At 70.9% G+C, this 22,123-nt stretch carries 19 protein-coding genes; 15 read left to right on the top strand and 4 right to left on the bottom strand.

The window, feature by feature from the left end:
• Positions 1-25 precede the first annotated feature (25 nt).
• The 5 genes from AC3WXD_RS02505 to AC3WXD_RS02485 are packed head-to-tail and all read left to right on the top strand — an operon-like array spanning position 26 to position 5,049.
• A complete protein-coding gene (locus AC3WXD_RS02505; RefSeq protein ID WP_492322960.1) occupies positions 26-1,189 on the top strand; it encodes a DegT/DnrJ/EryC1/StrS family aminotransferase in 1,164 nt (387 codons plus the stop codon).
• Positions 1,168-2,169: a glycosyltransferase gene (locus AC3WXD_RS02500; RefSeq protein ID WP_029044451.1), complete on the top strand. Its 1,002-nt coding sequence runs from the start codon at positions 1,168-1,170 to the stop codon at positions 2,167-2,169. Before AC3WXD_RS02505 ends, AC3WXD_RS02500 begins: the two co-directional genes overlap by 22 nt.
• A complete protein-coding gene (locus tag AC3WXD_RS02495) occupies positions 2,157-3,098 on the top strand; it encodes a formyltransferase (RefSeq protein WP_492322959.1) in 942 nt (313 codons plus the stop codon). Before AC3WXD_RS02500 ends, AC3WXD_RS02495 begins: the two co-directional genes overlap by 13 nt.
• Positions 3,095-4,147, top strand: coding sequence for a bifunctional UDP-4-keto-pentose/UDP-xylose synthase (locus AC3WXD_RS02490; RefSeq protein WP_492322958.1), 1,053 nt, complete (start codon positions 3,095-3,097; stop codon positions 4,145-4,147). Before AC3WXD_RS02495 ends, AC3WXD_RS02490 begins: the two co-directional genes overlap by 4 nt.
• Positions 4,148-4,158: 11 nt before the next feature.
• Complete coding sequence (locus AC3WXD_RS02485) at positions 4,159-5,049, top strand: polysaccharide deacetylase family protein (protein WP_059411779.1); 891 nt, start codon at positions 4,159-4,161, stop codon at positions 5,047-5,049.
• 105 nt (positions 5,050-5,154) lie between these two features.
• On the opposite strand, the gene AC3WXD_RS02480 is transcribed toward AC3WXD_RS02485, so the two are convergent.
• The gene (locus tag AC3WXD_RS02480; protein WP_492322957.1) at positions 5,155-7,590 is read right to left on the bottom strand and encodes a heavy metal translocating P-type ATPase; all 2,436 of its coding nucleotides are present in this window, start codon (positions 7,588-7,590) and stop codon (positions 5,155-5,157) included.
• Positions 7,591-7,818: 228 nt separating this feature from the next.
• Here AC3WXD_RS02480 and czcI point away from each other — a divergent pair, with 228 nt between their 5' ends.
• The 4 genes from czcI (at position 7,819) to AC3WXD_RS02460 (ending at position 14,363) form a co-directional block, all read left to right on the top strand.
• The gene (czcI, locus tag AC3WXD_RS02475; protein ID WP_020204869.1) at positions 7,819-8,214 is read left to right on the top strand and encodes a cation efflux protein, CzcI family; all 396 of its coding nucleotides are present in this window, start codon (positions 7,819-7,821) and stop codon (positions 8,212-8,214) included.
• Between the two features lie 74 nt (positions 8,215-8,288).
• A complete protein-coding gene (locus AC3WXD_RS02470) occupies positions 8,289-9,557 on the top strand; it encodes a TolC family protein (protein ID WP_492322956.1) in 1,269 nt (422 codons plus the stop codon).
• 18 nt (positions 9,558-9,575) lie between these two features.
• Positions 9,576-11,129 (top strand): efflux RND transporter periplasmic adaptor subunit, encoded by a 1,554-nt coding sequence (locus AC3WXD_RS02465; RefSeq protein WP_492322955.1) that lies wholly within the window; start codon positions 9,576-9,578, stop codon positions 11,127-11,129.
• Positions 11,130-11,141: 12 nt separating this feature from the next.
• Positions 11,142-14,363, top strand: a complete 3,222-nt coding sequence (locus AC3WXD_RS02460) for a CusA/CzcA family heavy metal efflux RND transporter (RefSeq protein WP_492322954.1) — start codon at positions 11,142-11,144, stop codon at positions 14,361-14,363.
• A gap of 176 nt (positions 14,364-14,539) precedes the next feature.
• Here the strand turns inward: AC3WXD_RS02460 and AC3WXD_RS02455 are convergent, their stop codons facing one another.
• Positions 14,540-16,006 (bottom strand): heavy metal sensor histidine kinase, encoded by a 1,467-nt coding sequence (locus AC3WXD_RS02455; protein ID WP_492322953.1) that lies wholly within the window; start codon positions 16,004-16,006, stop codon positions 14,540-14,542.
• Positions 16,003-16,680, bottom strand: coding sequence for a heavy metal response regulator transcription factor (locus tag AC3WXD_RS02450; RefSeq protein ID WP_020204864.1), 678 nt, complete (start codon positions 16,678-16,680; stop codon positions 16,003-16,005). Before AC3WXD_RS02450 ends, AC3WXD_RS02455 begins: the two co-directional genes overlap by 4 nt.
• Positions 16,681-16,859: 179 nt before the next feature.
• On the opposite strand from AC3WXD_RS02450, the gene AC3WXD_RS02445 reads away from it, so the two are divergent.
• The 6 genes from AC3WXD_RS02445 to AC3WXD_RS02420 all read left to right on the top strand — a co-directional run bounded on the left by AC3WXD_RS02445 (position 16,860) and on the right by AC3WXD_RS02420 (position 21,578).
• Positions 16,860-17,399, top strand: a complete 540-nt coding sequence (locus AC3WXD_RS02445) for a hypothetical protein (protein WP_492322952.1) — start codon at positions 16,860-16,862, stop codon at positions 17,397-17,399.
• 110 nt (positions 17,400-17,509) lie between these two features.
• A complete protein-coding gene (locus AC3WXD_RS02440) occupies positions 17,510-17,908 on the top strand; it encodes a hypothetical protein (protein ID WP_492322951.1) in 399 nt (132 codons plus the stop codon).
• Positions 17,909-17,917: 9 nt separating this feature from the next.
• Positions 17,918-19,363, top strand: coding sequence for a TolC family protein (locus AC3WXD_RS02435; protein WP_492322950.1), 1,446 nt, complete (start codon positions 17,918-17,920; stop codon positions 19,361-19,363).
• Positions 19,364-19,365: 2 nt separating this feature from the next.
• Positions 19,366-20,676, top strand: coding sequence for a multicopper oxidase family protein (locus AC3WXD_RS02430; RefSeq protein WP_020204859.1), 1,311 nt, complete (start codon positions 19,366-19,368; stop codon positions 20,674-20,676).
• Between the two features lie 14 nt (positions 20,677-20,690).
• Complete coding sequence (locus AC3WXD_RS02425; protein ID WP_059411788.1) at positions 20,691-21,185, top strand: cupredoxin domain-containing protein; 495 nt, start codon at positions 20,691-20,693, stop codon at positions 21,183-21,185.
• 45 nt (positions 21,186-21,230) lie between these two features.
• Positions 21,231-21,578: a copper-binding protein gene (locus AC3WXD_RS02420; protein ID WP_020204857.1), complete on the top strand. Its 348-nt coding sequence runs from the start codon at positions 21,231-21,233 to the stop codon at positions 21,576-21,578.
• Between the two features lie 78 nt (positions 21,579-21,656).
• Here AC3WXD_RS02420 and AC3WXD_RS02415 read toward each other — a convergent pair whose 3' ends face one another.
• A complete protein-coding gene (locus AC3WXD_RS02415) occupies positions 21,657-21,980 on the bottom strand; it encodes an H-NS family nucleoid-associated regulatory protein (RefSeq protein WP_492322949.1) in 324 nt (107 codons plus the stop codon).
• Between the last annotated feature and the right edge of the window lie 143 nt (positions 21,981-22,123).

Here is a 22,123-nt window from a genome sequence, read left to right as displayed (position 1 = left end):
CAACGTACCGCAAGGCCCGACCGTCATGACCGCACCCGCTGCCCAAGCCTTCCTGCCCTTCGTCAAGCCGTCGATCGACGCCGACGCCATCGCCGAGGTCGGCAAGGTGCTGGCCTCGGGCTGGATCACGTCCGGCCCCAGGATGCACGCGTTCGAGGACGCGCTGTCCGCGCTGTTCGGCGGCCGCCCGGTGCGCACCTTCGCCAACGGCTCGGCGACGATGGAAATCGCCCTGCGCATCGCCGACATCGGCCCCGGCGACGAGGTCATCACCACGCCGATCACCTGGGTGGCCACCGCCAACGTGGTCGTCACCGTGGGCGCCAAGCCGGTCTTCGTCGACGTCGACCCGCGCACGCGCAACCTCGACCTCGACGCCGTGGAAGCCGCCATCACGCCGCGCACGCGCGCCATCATGCCGGTCTACCTGTCGGGCCTGCCGGTCGACATGGACCGCCTCTACGCCATCGCGCGCAAGCACGGCCTGCGCGTGATCGAGGACGCCGCCCAGGCCATCGACTCGCGCTGGCACGGCCAGCGCATCGGTGCCTTCGGCGACCTGGTGAGCTTCAGCTTCCAGGCCAACAAGAACATCACCAGCGTCGAAGGCGGCTGCCTGGTGATGAACTCGCCGGAAGAAGCGCTGCGCGCCGAGCGCCTGCGCCTGCAGGGCGTGATCCGCAGCGGCCCGGACGGCATGGACGTGGAGGAACCCGGCGGCAAGTTCAACCTGACCGACGTCAACGCCGCCATCGGCCTGTCGCAACTGGCGCACCTGGATCACGTCACCGCGCGCCGCGCCGAGCTGGCCGAGGCGTATTTCCGCAGCGCCGCCGACCACGGCCTGGCCGGACTCGGCATCGAGCTGCCGCTGCCGCGCGACGGCGAGCTGGCCACCACCAACTGGCACATGTTCCAGGTGGTGCTGCCGGCCGCGCGCATCGCGGGCGGGCGCACCGCCGTGATGGACGCCATGCGCGAGCGCGGCATCGGCACCGGCGTGCACTATCCCGCCCTGCACCTGTTTACCTACTACCGCTCCCTTGGCTGGCGCGAAGGCATGCTGCCCCATGCCGAGCGCATCGGACAGGGCATCCTCACCCTGCCGATGTTCCCTGCGATGCAGGCCGCCGACGTGGAGCGGGTCTGCGCAACCCTCAGCGAAACATGCAAACGCCTCCTCAAATGAGCCCCGTCGAGGTCTCCGTCGTCATTCCCGTCTATAACGAGGAAGACGGCCTGCAGGCCCTGTTCGACCGCCTCTACCCGGCGCTCGACGCCCTCGCCTGCAGCTACGAGATCATCTTCGTCAACGACGGCAGCCGCGACCGCTCCGCGCAGATCCTGGCCAGCCAGTACCGGCTGCGCCCGGACGTCACGCGCGTGGTGCTGTTCAACGGCAACTTCGGCCAGCACATGGCCATCCTGGCCGGCTTCGAGCAGACCCGCGGCCAGATCGTCATCACGCTGGACGCCGACCTGCAGAATCCGCCGGAAGAAATCCCGCGCCTGGTGGCGACCATGCGCGAAGGGCACGACTACGTCGGCACCATCCGCCGCGAGCGCAACGACACGGCCTTCCGCCGCGTGGCGTCGCGCGCCATGAACCGGCTGCGCGAGCGCATCACGCGCATCAAGATGACCGACCAGGGCTGCATGCTGCGTGCCTACGACCGCAACGTGATCGACACCATCAACGCGTGCCGCGAGGTCAACACCTTCATTCCCGCGCTGGCCTACACCTTCTCCTCCAACCCGGTCGAGATCGTGGTCGAGCACGAGCAGCGCCACGCCGGCGAATCCAAGTACTCGCTGTTCCAGCTCATCCGGCTGAACTTCGACCTGGTGACGGGCTTCTCGATCGTGCCCCTGCAATGGTTCTCGGCCATCGGCACGCTGCTGTCGCTGGCCTCGGGCGGGCTGGTGGCGGTGCTGCTGGTGCGCCGCTTCCTGCTCGGCGCGGAAGTGCAGGGCGTGTTCACCCTGCTGGCCTTCAACTTCTTCCTGGTCGGCATCATGCTGTTCGGCATCGGCCTGCTGGGCGAGTACATCGGCCGCATCTACCAGGAAGTGCGCAACCGCCCGCGCTACCGCATCCAGGCGGTGCTAGAGGGCAACCCCGAAACACAGAAAGGCCAGCCGGCCACGGAGCCATCGTGCGCGCAGTAGTCTTCGCCTACCACAACGTCGGCGACCGCTGCCTGCGCGTGCTGCACGCGCGTGGCATCGAGGTGGCGCTGGTCGTCACCCACCGCGACCGCCCGGACGAGAACATCTGGTTCCGCCGCGTCGCCGATACCGCCGCCGAACTCGGCGTGCCCTTCATCTACGGTGAAGACCCCGCCGACCCGGCGCTGGCCGAGGCGGTGGCCGCGGCGCGCCCGGACATGATCTTCTCGTTCTACTACCGCGCGATGATCCCCGCCGCCGTGCTGGCGCTGGCGCCGCGCGGCGCGTTCAACATGCACGGCTCGCTGCTGCCGAAGTACCGCGGCCGCGTGCCGGTGAACTGGGCCGTGCTGCGCGGCGAGACCGAGACCGGCGCCACGCTGCACGCGATGGAAGCCAAACCGGACGCCGGCTACATCGTCGACCAGACCGCCGTGCCGATCCTGCCGGACGACACCGCGGGCGAGGTCTTCGAGAAGGTCACGGTGGCCGCCGAGCAGACGCTGTGGCGCGCGCTGCCGGCCATGATGGCCGGCAACATCGTCCCGCTGCCCAACCGCCTTGCCGAAGGCAGCTACTTCTCCGGCCGCAAGCCGGAGGACGGCCGCATCGACTGGCAGCAAGATGCCGCCCGGGTCTACGACCTGGTGCGCGCGGTGGCGCCGCCCTACCCCGGCGCCTTCACCGACATCGGCGCGCGCCGCTTCGTGGTGGCGCAGGCGCGCCGCCCGCACGGCGCCGCGCCCGCCCTGCCGGCGGGCGCCCGGCCCGGCCTGCACGTGGCCGGCGGGCAGATCGTCGGCCTGTGCGGCGACGGTGAAGTGATCCTGATCCGCGAATTATTCGACGCGGGCGCACCGGCACAGGCCGTTTCGCCCGACGCACTCTCTACATTTCTTACCGCATCGTCCAAAGAGGAACACCGATGAAAAAGGTCCTGATTCTTGGCGTCAACGGCTTCATCGGCCACCACCTGACGCGCCGCATTCTCGAAACCACGCCGTGGGAGGTCTACGGCATGGACATGGCCAGCGACCGCCTCGGCGACCTGATCGACCACCCCCACATGCACTTTTTCGAGGGCGACATCACCATCAACAAGGAGTGGATCGAGTACAACATCCGCAAATGCGATGTCGTCCTCCCCCTCGTCGCCATCGCCACCCCGGCCACCTACGTGCGCCAGCCCCTGCGCGTGTTCGAGCTCGACTTCGAGGCCAACCTCCCCATCGTCCGCGCCGCCGTCAAGTACGGCAAGCACCTCGTCTTCCCCTCGACCTCCGAGGTCTACGGCATGTGCCACGACGACGAGTTCGACCCCGATACCTCCGAACTCATCTGCGGCCCCATCAACAAGCCCCGCTGGATCTACGCCTGCTCCAAGCAGCTGATGGACCGCGTCATCCACGCCTACGGCATGGAGCAGGGCCTCAACTACACCCTGTTCCGCCCGTTCAACTGGATCGGCGCCGGCCTCGACTCCATCTTCGAATCGAAGGAAGGCTCCTCCCGCGTCGTCACCCAGTTCCTCGGCCACATCGTGCGCGGCGAGCCGATCAAGCTGGTCGACGGCGGCGCCCAGAAGCGCGCCTTCGCCGACATCACCGACGGCATCAGCGCCCTCATGCGCATCATCGAGAACCCCAGCGGCATCGCCACCGGCAAGATCTACAACATCGGCAACCCCGCCAACATCCACTCGGTGCGCGAACTCGCCGAGATGATGCTCAAGATGGCCGCCGACTACCCGGAATACGCCGAACTCGCCCGCCAGACCCAGATCGTCGAGACGTCCTCGGGCGACTTCTACGGCAAGGGCTACCAGGACGTGCAGAACCGCGTGCCCAAGATCGACAACACCGTCGAAGAGCTCGGCTGGAAGCCCGCCGTCAGCATGGAAGACGCGCTGCGCGCCATCTTCGAGGCCTACCGCGGCAAGGTCGTCGAGGCCCGCACCCTGGTCGACTCGGCCAACTGAGGCCCGCGCCGATGGCACGCATCGCCCTCAAGGTCGACGTCGACACGCTGCGCGGCACCCGCGAAGGCGTGCCGGCGCTGCTCGCCATGCTGGCCCGCGTGCGGGCCGAGGCCACCTTCCTGTTCAGCCTCGGCCCGGACCACACCGGCTGGGCGCTGCGGCGCGTGTTCCGGCCCGGCTTCCTGCAGAAAGTCTCGCGCACCTCGGTGGTGTCCAACTACGGCCTGCGCACGCTGATGTACGGCGTGCTGCTGCCCGGCCCCGACATCGGCCGCAAGGCCGCTGCCGAGATGCGCGCCGCGCGCGCGGCCGGCCACGAGTGCGGCATCCATACCTGGGACCACGTGTACTGGCAGGACAACGTGCGCGCGCGCGACGCGGCCTGGACCCGGCGCCAGATGCAGAGCGCGTTCGACCGCTACGTCGACATCTTCGGCGAAGCCCCGCCCACGCACGGCGCGGCCGGCTGGCAGATGAACGACGAAGCGTTCCGCCAGATCGACGACTGGGGCATGGCCTACGCCTCCGACGGGCGCGGCAGCGCGCCGTATATCCCCACCGTGGACGGCGTGGCGCTGCGCCACGTGCAGATGCCCACCACGCTGCCCACGCTCGATGAACTCATCGGCGTGGACGGCCTGACCGAGGACAACGTCCACGAAGCCGTGCTGCGCCTGAGCGGCGACGGGCGCGACCACGTCTTCACGCTCCATACCGAACTCGAAGGCGGCAAGCTGGCGCCGGTGTTCAACCGGCTGCTGGACGGCTGGCGCGCGCAAGGCCACGAACTGGTGTCGATGGCCACGCTCTACCGGCATCTCGACCGGACCGCCTTGCCGCTGGCGCCGGTCACGTGGGGCGCCATCGAAGGCCGCAGCGGCGAATTGATCGTGCAGCCCTGAATACCGGCAACGCATCCGCATTGCCATCGGTTTGCTCCCCTCTCCCGTTTCATGGGAGAGGGGAAACTCCGTGCGGCAAAGCGAATTCCCCGGCTGGCTAATCCCTCACCCCCGCCCCGCCTTCGCCAGCCGCAGCCCGTTGAACACCACCAGCAGGCTCGCGCCCATGTCGGCGAACACGGCCATCCACATGGTGCCCAGGCCCGCCGCGGTCAGCGCGAGGAAGATCACCTTGATGCCGAGCGCCAGCGCGATGTTCTGCTTCAGGATGGCCGAGGTGCGCCGCGACAGCCGGATGAACGTGGGGATCTTGCGCAGGTCGTCGTCCATCAGCGCCACGTCGGCGGTCTCGATAGCGGTGTCGGTGCCGGCCGCGCCCATCGCGAAGCCGATGTCGGCGCGCGCCAGCGCGGGCGCGTCGTTGACGCCGTCGCCGACCATGCCCACCACCACGCGCCCGGCGCCGCCCGCGGCGCCTTCGCCGCCCTTCACGCTCAGCGCGGCGATGGCATCGGCCTTGTCCTGCGGCAACTGATTGCCGCGCGCCTCGTCGATCTGCACCTGCGCGGCGATGGCCTGCGCCGTGTGCGGGTTGTCGCCCGACAGCATCAGCGTGCGCACGCCCAGCGCGTGCAGCTCGGCCACGGCCTGGCGGCTGTGGTCCTTGACCGTGTCGGCCACGCCGAACAGGGCCTCGACACCGTGGTCGGCGCCCAGCACCACCACCGTCTTGCCTTGCCGCTCCAGCGCTTCCAGCGTGGCCTCCAACTCGGGCGAGCACAGCCCGCGGTCATGGATCAGGCGGTGGTTGCCGAGGTAATACGCGCGGCCGTTGACGGTGCCGCTCACGCCGTAGCCGGGCAGCGCCGCGAAGTCCCGCACGTCCAGCGGCGCGATGCCTTCGGCGCGCGCCGCGCTGGCCACCGCCATCGACACCGGATGGTCCGAGCGGCCGGCCAGGCTGGCCGCCACCGCGCGCGCCGCCGCGCTTGCCGCGGCGCCGCCCGCGGCGATCTCGCCGAGCGGCTGGAAGTCGGTCTGCGCGGGCTTGCCGTGCGTGATGGTGCCGGTCTTGTCCAGCGCCAGCCAGGCCAGGTCCTTGCCCTGCTCGAGATAGATCCCGCCCTTGATCAGGATGCCGCGCCGCGCCGCCGCGGCCAGGCCGCTGACGATCGTCACCGGCGTGGAGATCACCAGCGCGCACGGGCAGGCGATCACCAGCAGCACCAGCGCCTTGTAGATCCACGCGCTCCAGTCGCCGTCCAGCGCCAGCGGCGGCACCACCGCCACCAGCACCGCGCCGAGGAAGACCAGCGGCGTGTACACGCGCGCGAAGCGGTCGACGAAGCGCTGCGTGGGCGCGCGGCTGCCCTGCGCGGCCTCGACCGCGTGGATGATGCGCGCGAGCGTGGAGCCGCTGGCGGCGGCGGTCACTGCGTATTCCAGTTCGCCGGCCTGGTTGATGGTGCCGGCGAACAGCGCGTCGCCCACGCCCTTGTCCACCGGCACGCTCTCGCCGGTGATGGGCGCCTGGTCCAGCGTGGACTGGCCGCGCAGCACGCGGCCGTCGAGCGCCACGCGCTCGCCCGGGCGCAGCCGCACCAGCGCGCCGACGGCCACCGCGCGCGCGTCGACCGCCTGCCAGCTGCCGTCGGCCTGCCGCACCGTGGCCTGCTCGGGCGCCATCGCCATCAGGCCGCGCACGGCGTTGCGCGCACGGTCCAGCGAGGCGGCCTCGATGCGCTCGGCCAGCGCGAACAGCACCATCACCATCGCCGCTTCCGGCCACTGGCGGATCAGCATCGCGCCGGTCACGGCGATGCTCATCAGCGCGTTGATGTTCAGGTTGCCGTTGGACAGCGCGATCCAGCCCTTCTTGTACACGCCGAGGCCGGCGATGGCGACCGCCGCCAGCGCCAGCACCGGCGCCAACCAGTCCTGCCCCGGCACCTGCAGCCAGCCCACCGCTTCCGCGCCGAGCGCCGCCGCGCCGGCCAGCGCCAGCGGCCACCACGGCCTGGCGGCCTGCGGGGCGAGCTCGGCGGCCTGCTCCGAGAGCGGCTCGGCCTTCATGCCGAGGCTTTCGATGGCGCGCACCACCGGGTCCAGCGAATCCAGCGTGTGGTGCACCGTCAGCACGCGCTGCATCAGGTTGAACTGCAGCCCCGCCACGCCCGCCATGCTGCCGAGCTTGTTGCGGATCAGGGTTTCCTCGGTCGGGCAGTCCATCGCGTCGATGCGGTAGGTGGCCATCGCGGCGCCGGCCGGCACGTTGGCGGCGGGCGCGGGCGCCATGCCGGCCGAGGCGCATCCGCCGCCGCAGCAGGCGGACGCGCTGGCATGGCCGTGCGGCTGGCCTTGCGCGTGATCATGTGCGTGATCGTGCGCGTGCTGATGGTCCTGGCCGTGGTTGCTGTCGTGGTCGTGGTCGCAGCAATGCGCATGGCCATGCGCACGGTTTTCCGTCTGATCGTGCGCATGGTCATGGCGGTCGCCCTCCCGCTCGCGGACGGCGGTGTGGTCTGGCGTGGCGTCGGACATGGCGGTGCTCCCTGCTTTGTTGTGCTTGCCGTCCATTTAAGACCCTGGAGCGGCTACAGGGTCAAGCGCCGGAAGTGAATTGCCTGCCGCATGGCCTGTCGGGGAACCCTCGCCACGTTTCCCGCTCAAACCCGCCATTCCCGCCAGCCAGGGGACAAGACCCCGGCCGCATCTTGGTCATATCCTGGCCGTATCGCGGTCAAAGCCGCTGCCTATATAATCCGCCGCATGCGCCGTTTCCTGATCCTGCTGTTCGTGCTCCTGCTGCCGCTCCAGTTCGCCTGGGCGGGCGCCGCGGCCTATTGCAGCCATGACGGCCAGCAGGACCGCGCCGACGCGATCGGCGCGAAGTGGCATTTCGGCCATCACAGCCATGCCCACCACGGCGAAGCCGCCGACCACCGCGCCGCCGGCGACAAGGACAGCCAGGACGGCAGCGGCAAGACCAAGCTGCCCGACCTCGACTGCGCGGTCTGCCATTTCGCCGGCGCGCAGCTCGTGCTGCCCGACTTCTCCGGCGCCGGCGCGCACTTCGGGGTAGCGATCAGCTACCACGCGCTGGCCCCGTCCTTCCTCTCCGCGCCGGGCACCACGCCCGACCGCCCCCAGTGGCCGTCCGCCTGACCGGCGAGACGACCCCACTCCTTTCCAGACTCCCGTCTCGCCGAGCTTCCCTGGTCTTTTTCCGGTGAAATTCGATGAGAACACTTGTAATGCCGCTCGGGCTGGCGGCAGCTTTGCTCAGTCCCGCCGTGCCCGCCCAGGGCGCGGCGCCCGCCGCCATGCCCGCCATGCTGCCGGCGCCGCAGGCCGAGGAAGCCGCCGGCCCGCTGACGCTGGACGACGCCCTCGCGCTGGCAAGCGCGCGCAGCTTCACGCTATCGGCCGCCGGCCATGAGCTCGATGCCGCCGAGGGCGGCATCATGCAGGCCCGCGTCCTGCCCAACCCCGAAGTCGCCGTCCTGCTCGAGGACAACCGCCGCGACACCCGCACCACCACCGCGCAGATCAACCTGCCCATCGAGCTCGGCGGCAAGCGCGCGGCGCGCATCGGCGCTGCGCAGAAGGCGCGCGAGCTGGCGCAGTCCCGGCTCGGCGCGGCGCATGCCGGCCTGCGCGCGGCCGTGGTCGGCGGCTTTTTCGGCGTGGTCGTCGCGCAGGAGCGCCTCAAGCTGGCGCGCGGCGCGGCCGAGATCGCCGCCAAGGGCGCGCAGGCCGCGGCGCGCCGCGTGGCGGCCGGCAAGATCGCCCCGCTCGAGGAAAGCAAGGCGCGCGTCGAGCAGGCCAACGCCGAACTGGAGGTGGCCGACGCCGAGGCCGGGCTGGCCGCCGCGCGCCTGTCGCTGGCCAACCTGTGGGGCAGCGGCGAGGCCCGCTTCAGCGAGGCCGCCGGCAACCTCGACGCGCTGCCCGCGCGCCCCGACACCACCAGCCTGATGCAGGCGCTCGACAGCGCCCCCGAACTGCTCAGCAGCCGGCTCGAACTCGAGCGGCGCCAGGCCGTGATCGGCGTGGAGCGCAGCCGCCAGTACCCCGACCTGACCCTGAGCCTGGGCAGCAAGCGCGACAACGGCGCGCAGCGCGGCACCATGCCGGTGGTCGGCGTGGCCCTGCCGCTGCCGCTGTTCGACCGCAACCAGGGCAATCTCTACGCCGCCACGCGCCAGGCCGACAAGGCCGCCGACGAATACCGCGCCACCCAGGTGCGCCTGTCCGGCGAACTGCAGCAGGCCGCGCAGCAGCTGACGGTGTCGCGCGCCTCGGCGCAGGCGCTGCGCGGCACCGTGCTGCCCGCCGCACAGCAGGCCTACGAGGCCGCCACGCGCGGCTTCGAGGCCGGCAAGTTCAATTTCCTCGACGTGCTCGATGCGCAGCGCACCTGGTTCCAGGCGCGCGTGCGCTATCTCGGCGTGGTCGCCAGCGCCTACCAGGCCGCCACCACCATCGACCGCATTCTCGGCCGCTAGCGCCAAAGGAACCCCATCATGGCAATCAACACAAAGCAGAAAACCGCCGTCGCCGTCATCCTCGCCGGCGGCGCGCTGGCCGGCGCGGCGCTGATCTTCGCCGGGCGCGGCAGCGATACCGGCGCGCACGGCGGCGACACCCACGCGGAAGCCGCCGCCCACGGCAACAGCGACGGCAACGGCGAAAACCACGACAGCACCGCCGGCCCCAACGGCGGCCAACTGTTCCGGCAGGGCGACGCCGCCGTCGAAGTGCTGGTGGCCGAAGCCGGCCCCGGCGAAGGCGGCTCGCGCCTGCGGCTCTGGGCCTCGCGCGCGGGCCAGCCGCTCGCGCCCGCCGGCATCAAGGCCGCCGGCGAATTGCGGCGGCTGACCGGCGAGCGCGAGCGCCTCGCCTTCGCGCCGGCCCAGGCCTACCTGCAAAGCGCGGCGGCCATCGGCGAGCCGCACGCCTTCGAAGCCAGCCTCGACGTGACCCTGCCCGGCGCGAGCGCTCCGCTTGCCATCAAGCTGCGCAAGGAGGAAGGCCTGGTCGAGATGACGCCCGCGCAGATCCAGGGCGCGGGCCTGACGCTGCAAGGCGCCGGCCCGGCCCGCATCGAAGGCACCGTGTCCTTCCCCGGCGAGATCCGCTTCAACGAAGACCGCACCGCGCACGTGGTGCCGCGCGTGGCCGGCGTGGTCGAGGGCGTGTCCGCCAACCTGGGCCAGCAGGTGCGCAAGGGCGACCTGCTGGCGGTGCTGGCCAGCACCACGCTGTCGGACCAGCGCAGCGAGCTGCTGGCCGCGCAGAAGCGCCTGGAACTGGCCGAGACGACCTTCCGGCGCGAGAAGAAGCTGTGGGAGGACAAGATCTCCGCCGAGCAGGACTACCTGGCCGCGCGCACCGCGCTGCAGGAAGCCCGCATCGCCACGCAGAATGCCGCGCAAAAACTCACCGCCATCGGCGCGTCCGGCAGCGCGGGCGGCGGCACGGACAACGCGCGCGCGCTCAACCGCTTCGAGCTGCGCGCGCCGTTCGACGGCACCGTGGTGGAAAAGCATCTCGCGCTCGGCGAAGCCGTGGCCGCCGACGCCAACGTCTTCACCATCTCCGACCTGAGCACCGTGTGGGCCGAGTTCGTGATCGCGCCCAAGGACCTCGACCGCGTGCGCGTGGGCGAGAAGGTGCGCATCGCCTCGACCGCGTTCGACGGCAAGGCCGAAGGCACGGTCTCCTACGTCGGCTCGCTGCTGGGCCAGCAGACCCGCACGGCCACCGCGCGCGTGACCCTGGCCAACCCCAAGATGGCCTGGCGCCCGGGGCTGTTCGTCACCGTGGGCGTGACGGATTCCAGCGCCGAGGTGCCGGTCGCCATCGACGCGCAGGCGCTGCAGAGCCACGGCGACCAGCAGGTGGTGTTCGTCGCCGTGCCGGGCGGCTTCCTGGCGCAGCCGGTCAAGACCGGGCGCGGCGACGGCAGGCTGGTCGAGATCACCGAGGGCATGCGGGCCGGCTGGCAGTACGTGGCCGGCAACAGCTTCATGGTCAAGGCGGAACTCGGCAAGGCCGGCGCCGAGCACAGCCACTAAGCGGAGACCGACATGTTCGAACGACTGATCCGCTTCGCCATCGCGCAGCGCTGGCTGGTGCTGCTGGCCGTGCTGGCCATCGCCGCGCTCGGCGCGTACAACTACAGCCGGCTGCCGATCGACGCCGTGCCCGACATCACCAATGTGCAGGTGCAGATCAACACCGCCGCGCCCGGCTATTCGCCGCTGGAGGCCGAGCAGCGCGTGACCTACCCGATCGAGACCGCCATGTCCGGCCTGCCCGGGCTGGAGCAGACCCGCTCGCTGTCGCGCTACGGGCTGTCGCAGGTCACGGTGATCTTCAAGGACGGCACCGACATCTACTTCGCGCGCCAGCTGGTCAACCAGCGCATCCAGGAGGCCGCGCGCAACCTGCCGCCGGGCGTGGCGCCGCAGATGGGCCCGATCTCCACCGGCCTCGGCGAGATCTACCTGTGGACCGTGGAAGCCGAGGACGGCGCCAGGAAGCCCGACGGCGGCGCCTACACGCCGACCGACCTGCGCGAGATCCAGGACTGGGTCATCAAGCCGCAGCTGCGCACCGTGCCCGGCGTGACCGAGATCAACTCCATCGGCGGCTTCGCCAAGGAATACCTGGTGGCGCCCAGCCCCGAGCGCCTGGCCTCCTACGGCCTGAGCCTGCAGGACGTGGTGGCCGCGCTGGAGAAGAACAACGCCAACGTGGGCGCCGGCTACATCGAGCGGCGCGGCGAGCAGTACCTGGTGCGCGCGCCGGGACAGGTCAGGTCGGTCGACGACATCCGCGAGATCATCGTCGGCAGCGCGCAGGGCCAGCCGATCCGCATCCGCGACCTGGCCGAGGTCGGCATCGGCCGCGAGCTACGCACGGGCGCGGCCACCGACAACGGGCGCGAGGTGGTGCTGGGCACCGTCTTCATGCTGATCGGCGAGAACAGCCGGGCCGTGTCGCAGGCGGTGGACAAGCGCATGGCGGCCATCAACCGCTCGCTGCCGGCGGGCGTCAAGGCCGTCACCGTATATGACCGCACCCTGCTGGTGGACCGCGCCATCGCCACCGTCAAGAAGAACCTGATCGAGGGCGCGGCGCTGGTCGTGGTGATCCTGTTCCTGTTCCTCGGCAACCTGCGCGCGGCGGTGATCACCGCGCTGGTGATCCCGCTGTCGATGCTGTTTACCTTCACCGGCATGGTGACGTACAAGATCAGCGCCAACCTGATGAGCCTGGGCGCGCTGGACTTCGGCATCATCATCGACGGCGCGGTGGTCATCGTCGAGAACTGCGTGCGCCGCCTCGCCCACGCGCGCCAGCGCCACGGCAGGCCGCTCACGCGCGGCGAGCGCTTCCACGAAGTGTTCGCGGCCTCGCAGGAGGCGCGTCGGGCGCTGGTGTTCGGCCAGTTCATCATCATGATCGTCTACATCCCGATCTTCGCGCTCACCGGCGTGGAGGGCAAGATGTTCCACCCGATGGCCATGACCGTGGTGCTGGCGCTGGCCGGCGCGATGATCCTGTCGGTGACGTTCGTGCCGGCGGCAGTGGCGCTGTTCATCGGCGACAAGGTGGCCGAGAAGGAAAACCGCCTGATGCTGTGGGCCCGGCGCGCCTACGCGCCGCTGCTCGGCAAGACCCTGGCCAACACGCCGGTGGTGCTGGCCTTCGCCGCGGTGGCCGTGCTGCTCAGCGGGCTGGTGGCCACGCGCCTGGGCAGCGAGTTCATCCCCAACCTCAACGAAGGCGACTTCGCCGTGCAGGCGCTGCGCATCCCGGGCACCAGCCTGACGCAGTCGCTCGCCATGCAGCAGCAGATCGAGACCCGGCTCAAGGAGAAATTCCCCGAGATCGAGCGCGTCTTCGCCCGCACCGGCACCGCCGAGATCGCCTCGGACCCGATGCCGCCCAATGCGTCCGACGGCTACATCATGCTCAGGCCGCGCGCGCAGTGGCCCGATCCGGGCAAGACGCGCGAGCAGCTGCTGGCGCAGATGGAGGCCGAACTGGAAACCATCCCCGGCAACAAGTACGAGTTCTCGCAGCCGATCCAGTTGCGCTTCAACGAACTGATCTCCGGCGTGCGCAGCGACGTCGCCGTCAAGATCTTCGGCGACGACAACCAGGTGCTGGAGGACACCGCGCAGAAGGTCGCCGGCGTGCTGCGCGGCATCCCCGGCGCGGCCGAGGTCAAGGTCGAGCAGACCAGCGGCCTGCCGGTGCTCACGGTGGACGTGGACCGCGCCCGCGCGGCGCGCTACGGCCTCAACATGACCGACGTGCAGGACACCGTGGCCATCGCCGTGGGCGGGCGCGACGCGGGCATCTTCTTCCAGGGCGACCGCCGCTTCAACATCGGCGTGCGCCTGCCCGAAGGCATCCGCGCCGACGTCGAGGCGCTGCGCCGCCTGCCCATCCCGCTGCCGCGCGGCGGCGCCGCGCGCAACGGCGAGGCCGCGCCGGCGAGCTACATCCCGCTCGGCGAGATCGCCACGCTCACGCTCGCGCCCGGCCCCAACCAGGTCTCGCGCGAGAACGGCAAGCGCCGCATCGTGGTCAGCGCCAACGTGCGCGGCAGCGACGTGGGCAGCTTCGTCCCCGCGGCCATGAGCGCGCTCGACCGCCAGGTCAAGGTCCCGGCCGGCTACTGGATCACCTGGGGCGGCACCTTCGAGCAGCTGCAGTCCGCCACCACGCGCCTGCAGATCGTGGTGCCGGTGGCGCTGCTGATGGTGTTCGTGCTGCTGTTCGCCATGTTCGGCAACGTGCGCGACGGCCTGCTGGTCTTCACCGGCATCCCGTTCGCGCTGACCGGCGGCATCCTCGCGCTGTGGCTGCGCGGCATCCCGCTGTCGATCTCGGCCGCGGTCGGCTTCATCGCCCTGTCCGGCGTGGCCGTGCTCAACGGGCTGGTGATGCTGTCGTTCATCCGCAGCCTGCGCGAGGAAGGCAAGCCGCTCGACGAAGCCATCCACACCGGCGCCCTCACGCGGCTGCGCCCGGTGCTGATGACCGCGCTGGTGGCCTCGCTCGGCTTTATCCCGATGGCCATCGCCACCGGCACCGGCGCGGAAGTGCAGCGGCCGCTGGCCACGGTGGTGATCGGCGGCATCCTGTCGTCCACCGCGCTCACGCTGCTGGTGCTGCCGGTGCTGTACCGGCTGGCGCACCGGCGCGAGGCGGAGCAGGAGGGAGAACAGGATGTGGGACAGCAGGACGGCGGCGGCGAGGCGGAAACCGGCGCGGCGCGGTCGCCGGCGTGACGGCGTGACGGCGTGGGGGGCCGCACAAGGCGGCTCCCGACTGCCAGCAGCGCTCCGCATGCCGAAGGTTTGCTCCCCTCTCCCATGCAATGGGAGAGGGGAGAACTCAGCCGGTGGGCTGGTCTTGTCGACAGCGCCGAGCCAAAGCGACGCCTCGCCTTCGTTTCAACCCCGCCCTACCCGCCCACGCGCTGCGCCAGCACGTTCACGACCGGGAACGACAGTTCCAGCACCGTTTCGCCGGGCAGGCTGCGCACGCTGACGCTGCCGCCGTGCAGGCGCATGATGGTGTCGACGATCGCCAGCCCCAGGCCGGCGGAGGACGAGGAATTGCTGCGCGCGGGATCGCCGCGGTAGAAGCGGCCGAACACGTGCGGCAGCGCTTCGGGCGGGATGCCGGCGCCGCCGTTGCCCACACGGATGGTGGTGGCGGCGCTGCCGGCCGCCACGCGGATGTCGACGGCGCTGCCGGCCGGCGCGTGGCGCAGCGCGTTGTCGACGAGGTTGGTCACGGCGCGGCGCAGCAGGGTCTGGTCGGCGCGCACCGTGCCCTGCCCGCTCAGCCGCAGCTTGATGTCGCGGTCGGCGGCCACGGCCTCGAAGTATTCGGCGACCTTGTCGAGCTCGGCGCGCGCGTCGAGCTCGCGCACGTTCATGGCGACCTGGGCATGGTCGGCGCGCGCCAGGAACAGCATGTTCTCGATCATGCGGGCCAGGCGCTCGTATTCCTCGAGGTTGGATTCGAGCAGGCTCTCGTACTCCTGCACCGTGCGGTTCTGCCCGAGCGTGACCTGGGTCTGGCCGATGAGGTTGCTGATGGGCGTGCGGAAATCGTGCGCGAGGTCGGCGGAGAAGTCGGACAGGCGCTGGAAGCCGTCCTCCAGGCGGGCCAGCATGTCGTTGAGCGCGTCCACCAGCACGCGCAGCTCGGACGGCGCCTGGCCGGCGTCGAGCCGGGTGGCGAGCCGGCTCACGGTCACGGCCGAGGCGTCCTCGGCCATGCGCCGCAGCGGGCGCAGGCCGCGCCGCGCCAGCACGCAGCCGAGGCCGGCGGCGGCCGCGGCGCCGCACAGCGTGGCCCACAGCATCTGCGACTGGTAGGCCTTCATCAGGGCGGCGCGGTAGCCGGCGTCGCGCAGCACCACGATCTCGACGGTGCGCTCGCTGTCGCCCAGCTGGCCGAGCGCGGCGATGCCGCGCGAGGCCACGCCGTTGCGGGGATACCAGGTATGCAGCCGCGACTTGTCCGGCGTGGTGGCCGCGGGCAGCACCGGCAGCGCCGGCACCGGCTCGTGGCGCGGGTTGAGCGTGACCAGCGGCTCGCCCAGGCCGTCGCGCACCAGCAGGATCAGGCCTTCGTGCCCGAGCGCGAGGTCGGCGAAGCGATGGGTGTCGGCGCGGATCTCGGCCTCCGACCTGACCTCGCGCAGCAGGTGGCGCACCAGCAGCACCTCGCTGACCAGTTCGCCCTCGTCGCGGTCCTGCAGCTGGGTGGCCAGCGCGCCGGCCAGGTAGGTGCTGACCGCCACCAGGATCGCCACGGTGGCCGCGCCGTAGGCCAGCGCCATGCGCGCTGTCAGCGAGGCCGGCAGGCGCATCACGGCGCGCGCCAGGCCGCCGTCCTGCGCGGGCGCCCCGTTCATCGGGCGTCCTCTTCGTCGAGCACGTAGCCCATGCCGCGGCGGGTATGGATCAGCTTGGCCGGAAACGGGTCGTCGACCTTCGCGCGCAGGCGGCGGATGGAGACGTCGACCACGTTGGTGTTGCTGTCGAAGTTCATGTCCCAGACCTGCGAGGCGATCAGCGAGCGCGACAGCACCTCGCCACGGCGGCGCGCCAGCAGTTGCAGCAGCGCGAATTCCTTGGAGGTCAGCTCGAGCTTCTGCCCGCCGCGCGTCACGCGGCGCTTGACGGTGTCGATCTGCAGGTCCGCCACCTCCATCAGTTCGCTCTCGCGCAGCGGCCCGCGCCGCAGGATGGTGCGGATGCGCATGACCAGCTCGGCGAAGGCGAAGGGCTTGACCATGTAGTCGTCGGCGCCGAGCCCGAGGCCTTTCAGGCGGTCGGACAGTTCGTCGCGCGCGGTCAGGAACAGCACCGGCGTGTCGCGCTCGCGGCGCAGTTCCTGCAGCACGGTCCAGCCGTCCATGCCGGGCAGCATGACGTCGAGCACGATCAGGTCGTACTCCTGCCCGCGCGCGTGGGCGAGACCGTCCACGCCGTCGCGCGCCAGATCCGCCACGAAACCGGATTCACTCAGGCCCTTGCGCAGGTAGTCCCCCGCCTTGGGCTCGTCTTCCACGATCAGTATGCGCATTTCCGTTCACTCCGGGCCGGCGTGCGGCCGTTTGCCGCCATCGGCCCGGCCCCGCCAAGCCGACAAGCTATACGAGGAAGCGCGGCCGCGGCCGAACATGTCAACATTGTCATGTTCGCGTCACGCTCAGGCGGCTTTCAATGCGGGTACAATACCGCATCCATTTTTGCCCGGTTTCGATGAAACGCGCCCTCCGCTGCTTCCTGTTGTGCCTTGCCATGATCGCGCTGCCCGCACAGAGCATCGCGGCGGCGGTCATGATGGTATGCAGCACCGCGCAGTCGATCCGGGCGCCGCACCACCACGCCATGCCGGCGGCGGCGATGGCCGCGATCTCGGTCGATTCGCCGGCCATCGAGTCGATGATGCTGCGCCACGCCGCCATGAAGTCGGCGGCGGAAGCGGCGCTCGCCGGCGAGCATTGCCATGATGACGCGGCGGCGCACGAGATGCCCGCCGCTGCCGACGACGATATGGCCGCCGCCGGGCCGCTCGCGCTGCATCCCGCCGACCCGCACGCCGGCCACCACCACGCCGGTCACGGCGCCGGCGGCACGTGCAGCGCCTGCGCGGCCTGCGCCGCCGGCGCGGTGATCCCCACCATCCTCCCCGAACTCGCGCTGGCCAGCCACGGCCATGCCGCGCCGCAGGCGGCGCTCGCCGCCTTCGCGGGTTTCCTCCCCGCCCCCTCCGACCGTCCGCCCGCCGCACGCTGCTGACACCCGAGGTGCGTCCATCGCACGCTCGCCGAAGTCCGTTCCAGGGTTGATCTTCCGGGTCGGCCCTTCCCGCGCCGACCGCGGCGCACCCCACGAACACTGAGGTTGTCATGCAATACGTCCGCATCCTGGCGGCGGCCTGCCTGTTGCTCGGGCCGGCCCTGGCGTTGGCGCAGTCCGGCGGCGCGCCCGCCGCAACGCCTGCCGGTCCGTCCGCCGGTCAATCCGCCAACAAGCCGGTCGATAGGTCCGCCAGTCCCGCCGCCACGCCCGGCGATCCGCTCGATCCCGGCGCCGCGGTGCCGCCGCTGCCGTCATCGGACGTGCTGGCCGGCTACCTGCCGTTCCAGGCGCAGCCGGTCGCGCCGTGGCGCCAGACCAATGCGCAGGTCACGCCCGGCGCGGCCGGGAACGCGGCGCCCGACACCGGCGCCATGCCGATGCCGGCCGCGCCGGGCAATGCCGGCGCGGCTGCCCCGGCGCCCGGCGGGCACACCCACCATCACTGAGGAAGCCGCATGTCTTTTCCATTTCCCGGGCGCCCGGCAGCATCCAGGGCGGGGCTGGCCGCGGCCGCCTGCGCGCTGCTGCTGGCCGGCTGCGCCAGCTTCACCGATGACGGCGGCTTCGGCACCGCCGCCGAGGCCGCGCGCCAGCGGCTCGGCCAGGACGCGCTCTGGGTGCGCTCCGACCAGGACCGCGCCGAGGCCTACCGCCGCACCCAGGCGCTGCTGGCCGAGCCGCTCGATGCCGACAGCGCGGTGAAGATCGCGCTGCTCAACAACGCCGGCCTGCAGGCCGCCTTCGCCGAGCTCGGCATCTCGGAAGCCGAATACGTGCAGGCCACGCGCCTGCCCAACCCCGGCTTCTCCTTCAGCCGCACGCGCCAGGGCGACGACCTCAAGATCGACCGCGCCATCGCCGTGGGCCTGGTCAACCTGCTGACGCTGCCGCTGGTGGCGCGCATCGAGCAGGACCGCTTCGCGCAGGCCCGGCTGGCGGTGGCCGATACGCTGCTGCGGCAGGCGTTCGCCACCCGCCGCGCTTTCGTCAACGCGGTCGCGGCGGAACAGGCGGCGCGCTACGCCGAGCAGGTCAGGCACGCCGCCGAGACCGGCGCGCTGTTCGCGCGCGACCTCGCGCGCGCCGGCAACGTCAGCGCGCTGGACCACGCGCGCGAGCAGGCCTTCTATGCCGATGCCGCCGCGCAGCTGGCACGCGCGCGCCAGCAGGCGCTGGCCGCGCGCGAGCAGCTCACGCGCCGCCTCGGCCTGTGGGGCACCGGCGCGCAATACCGCCTGCCCGAACGCCTGCCGGACCTGCCCAAGGCCCGCCCCGCGCTCACCGACCTGGAGGGTTATGCCATCGGCAACCGGCTCGATCTGCAGGCCGGACGCGTGCAGCTGGAAAGCCTGGCGCGCTCGCTCGGCCTCACGCGCGCCACGCGCTTCGTCAGCGTGATCGACGTGGCCTACCTGCGCAACTCGGAGACGGCCAAGCCCACCGAGAGCGGCTACGGCATCAATATCGAGATCCCGCTGTTCGACTGGGGCGGCGCGCGCGTGGCGCGGGCCGAGGCGGTCTACATGCAGGCCGCCGCGCGCCTGGCGGAAAGCGCGGTCGACGCGCGCTCGGAAGTGCGCGAGAACTATGCCGGCTACCAGGCGCGCTACGACATCGCGCGGCACTACCGCGACGAGGTGGTGCCGCTGCGCAAGCGCATCACCGACGAAGACCTGCTGCGCTACAACGGCATGCTGGTCAGCGTGTTCGAACTGCTGGCCGACGCGCGCGAGCAGGTCAACGCGGTCAACGGCTATCTCGACGCGCTGCGCGAATACTGGCTGGCCGAGACCGACCTGCAGGCCACGCTGGGCGGACGCCTGCCCGGCGCCGATGCGCCCCCGCCCTCCCCGCCGCCCGCCGGGTCCGCCCCGGCCGCCGCCCAGCCCAAAGGAAACTGAACATGGTCACCCGAAGACAATTCCTGCATGGCTCCGGCGCCGCCATGCTCGGCGCGGCGCTGGTGTCGCGCGCCGGCGCCGCCGCGCTGCCCGAAGCCGCGCTGCAATCGAGTCCCGCCACGCAGGCGCCGCTCCAGCCCGCCTCCGGCCGGCCCTACAACCCCGTGGTCACGCTCAACGGCTGGAGCCTGCCGTGGCGCATGCGGCAAGGCTGGAAGGAATTCCACTTGGTGGCCGAGCCGGTCGAGCGCGAGTTCGCGCCCGGCATGAAGGCGCACCTGTGGGGCTACAACGGCCAGAGCCCGGGCCCCACCATCGAATGCGTGGAAGGCGACAAGGTCCGCATCTTCGTCACCAACAAGCTGCCCGAGCACACCACCGTGCACTGGCACGGCGTCATCCTGCCGGCCGGCATGGACGGCGTGGGCGGCCTGTCGCAGCCGCATATCCCGCCGGGCAAAACCTTCGTCTACGAGTTCGAGATGAAGCACGCCGGCACCTTCATGTACCACCCGCATTCCGACGAGATGGTGCAGATGGCGATGGGCATGATGGGTTTCATCGTGGTGCATCCGAAAGACCCGGCGCAGATGCAGGTCGACCGCGACTTCGTCTTCCTGATCGCCGCCTACGACATCGATCCGGGCTCCTACACGCCGCGCGTGGCCGAGATGACCAACTTCAACATGTGGACCTGGAACAGCCGCGTGTTCCCCGGCATCGACAGCCTGCCCGCGCGGCTCGGCGACCGCGTGCGCATCCGCTTCGGCAACCTGACCATGACCAACCACCCGATCCACCTGCACGGCCACCGCTTCGAGGTGGCCGGCACCGACGGCGGCTGGGTGCCGCCGTCGGCGCGCTGGCCCGAAGTCACCGCCGACGTGGCCGTGGGCCAGATGCGCGCCATCGAGTTCGTGGCCGACAACCCGGGCGACTGGGCCTTCCACTGCCACAAGTCGCACCACACCATGAACGCGATGGGCCACCAGGTTCCCACCATGATCGGCGTCCGGCAAAAAGAGCTCACCAAACGCATGAGCGCGCTGGTGCCGGACTACATGTCGATGGGCGAGGCCGGCATGGCGGACATGGGCAGCATGGAGATGCCGCTGCCCGACAACACCCTGCCGATGATGAGCGGGCAAGGCCCGTTCGGGCCGATCGAGATGGGCGGCATGTTCAGCGTGCTCAAGGTGCGCGCCGGCCTGGGCCGCAACGATTACCGCGACCCAGGCTGGTACCGCCATCCCAAGGGCACGGTTGCCTTCGAATACACCGAGTCCGCCGGCAAGCCGGCGCGACGCCCCTGACCAGGAGACCCGACATGAACCGACCGAAATCCCGCGCGGCCCGCGCACTGCTGGCGCTGGCCGGCGCGCTCGCGCTGTCTTCTACGCTGTCTTCCGCGCTGGCCGCCGGCAACCATGCCGGCCACCATGACGATGCCGGCACCGCCGGCCAGCCCGGCGACGCCGCCCGGGTCACGCGCACCATCGCCATCGACATGGGCGACGACATGCGTTTCTCGCCGCCGCACGTCGAGGTCCGCGCCGGCGAAACGATCCGTTTCGTGGTGCGCAATGCCGGCCGGCTGCGCCATGAGATGGTGATCGCCGACGAGGCCGACCTCAAGGCCCATTACGCCGCCATGCTGAAGATGCCGGAGATGGAGCACGCCGATCCCGGCGCCGTCACGCTCGATGCCGGCCAGAGCGGCGAGCTGGTCTGGCGCTTCCCGCGGGGCGGCCGCGTGCCGTTCGCGTGCCTGCAGCCCGGCCACTACGACGCCGGCATGCGCGGCGAAGTGCGCGTGCGCTGAATCGGGCCGCGCCTGCTGAATATCAACACACAAGGAAAACACGACATGAAGACCAGTCGATACCTGATCGCCCTGCTGGCGCTGCTCGGCGCCGCCGCCGCGCTGCCCGCCGTCGCAGCCGGCAACACCGGCGCTGACGCCACCGCCGCCGCGCAGGCGCAAACCCCGCTGACCGAAGGCGAAATCCGCAAGGTGGATGCCGCGGCGGGCAAGCTGACCATCAGGCATGGCCCCATCGTCAACCTGGACATGCCGGCCATGACCATGATCTTCCGCGTGCGGGACCCCGCCATGATCGGGCGGGTCAAGGAAGGCGACCGCGTGAGATTCACCGTGGAGCGCGTCGACGGCGCGCTGACGGTCACGGCGCTGGAGGTGGCGCCGGCGCAATAGGCGCGCCTTGCCGCGCGCGAACCGGCGGCTGTCCGGCGATTGTCCGCCGATTATCTGGCGGCGCGTGGCTGCCGGCGGCTATTCGACCCGGAAGAACTCCACCGACTGGCCGGCGTTTACCGCGCGCTGCAGCCATTCCGGGCGCTCGCCGGTGCCATCCCAGCTCTGCCCGAGGGCGTTGCGGTAGAGGGGCTTGGCCGGCTTCGGCGCTGCCGGGAGCGTGGCCGCTTCCGCCGCGCCGGACGCCGGCGCACTCGGCGCATCGGGCTCGTCGCCCTCGTCCGGCTGCGCTTCGGCAAAACAGCCGGCTTCAACCAAATCGTCGAACGTGAGGCCGTGGCGATCCATCTGCTCACGGACCCACGCCGCCGCGGCTATTCTGGCTTCATCAGACTCTGACATGGACTTTCGTAATTGACCTTGCCGGCAAGGATGGGCCGGCAAAGCGAAGGAAGGGGGGTAATCCGGCGGGTCGTGCCGCCTGTCGCCCGAGATTTTACAGGGTCTTGCGCCAATGCTGGCAGAGACAATTCCTACGGATTATT

The organism is Cupriavidus sp. FW216-B1 (assembly GCF_058789195.1).
This window is presented reverse-complemented; position numbering and strand designations above follow the sequence as displayed.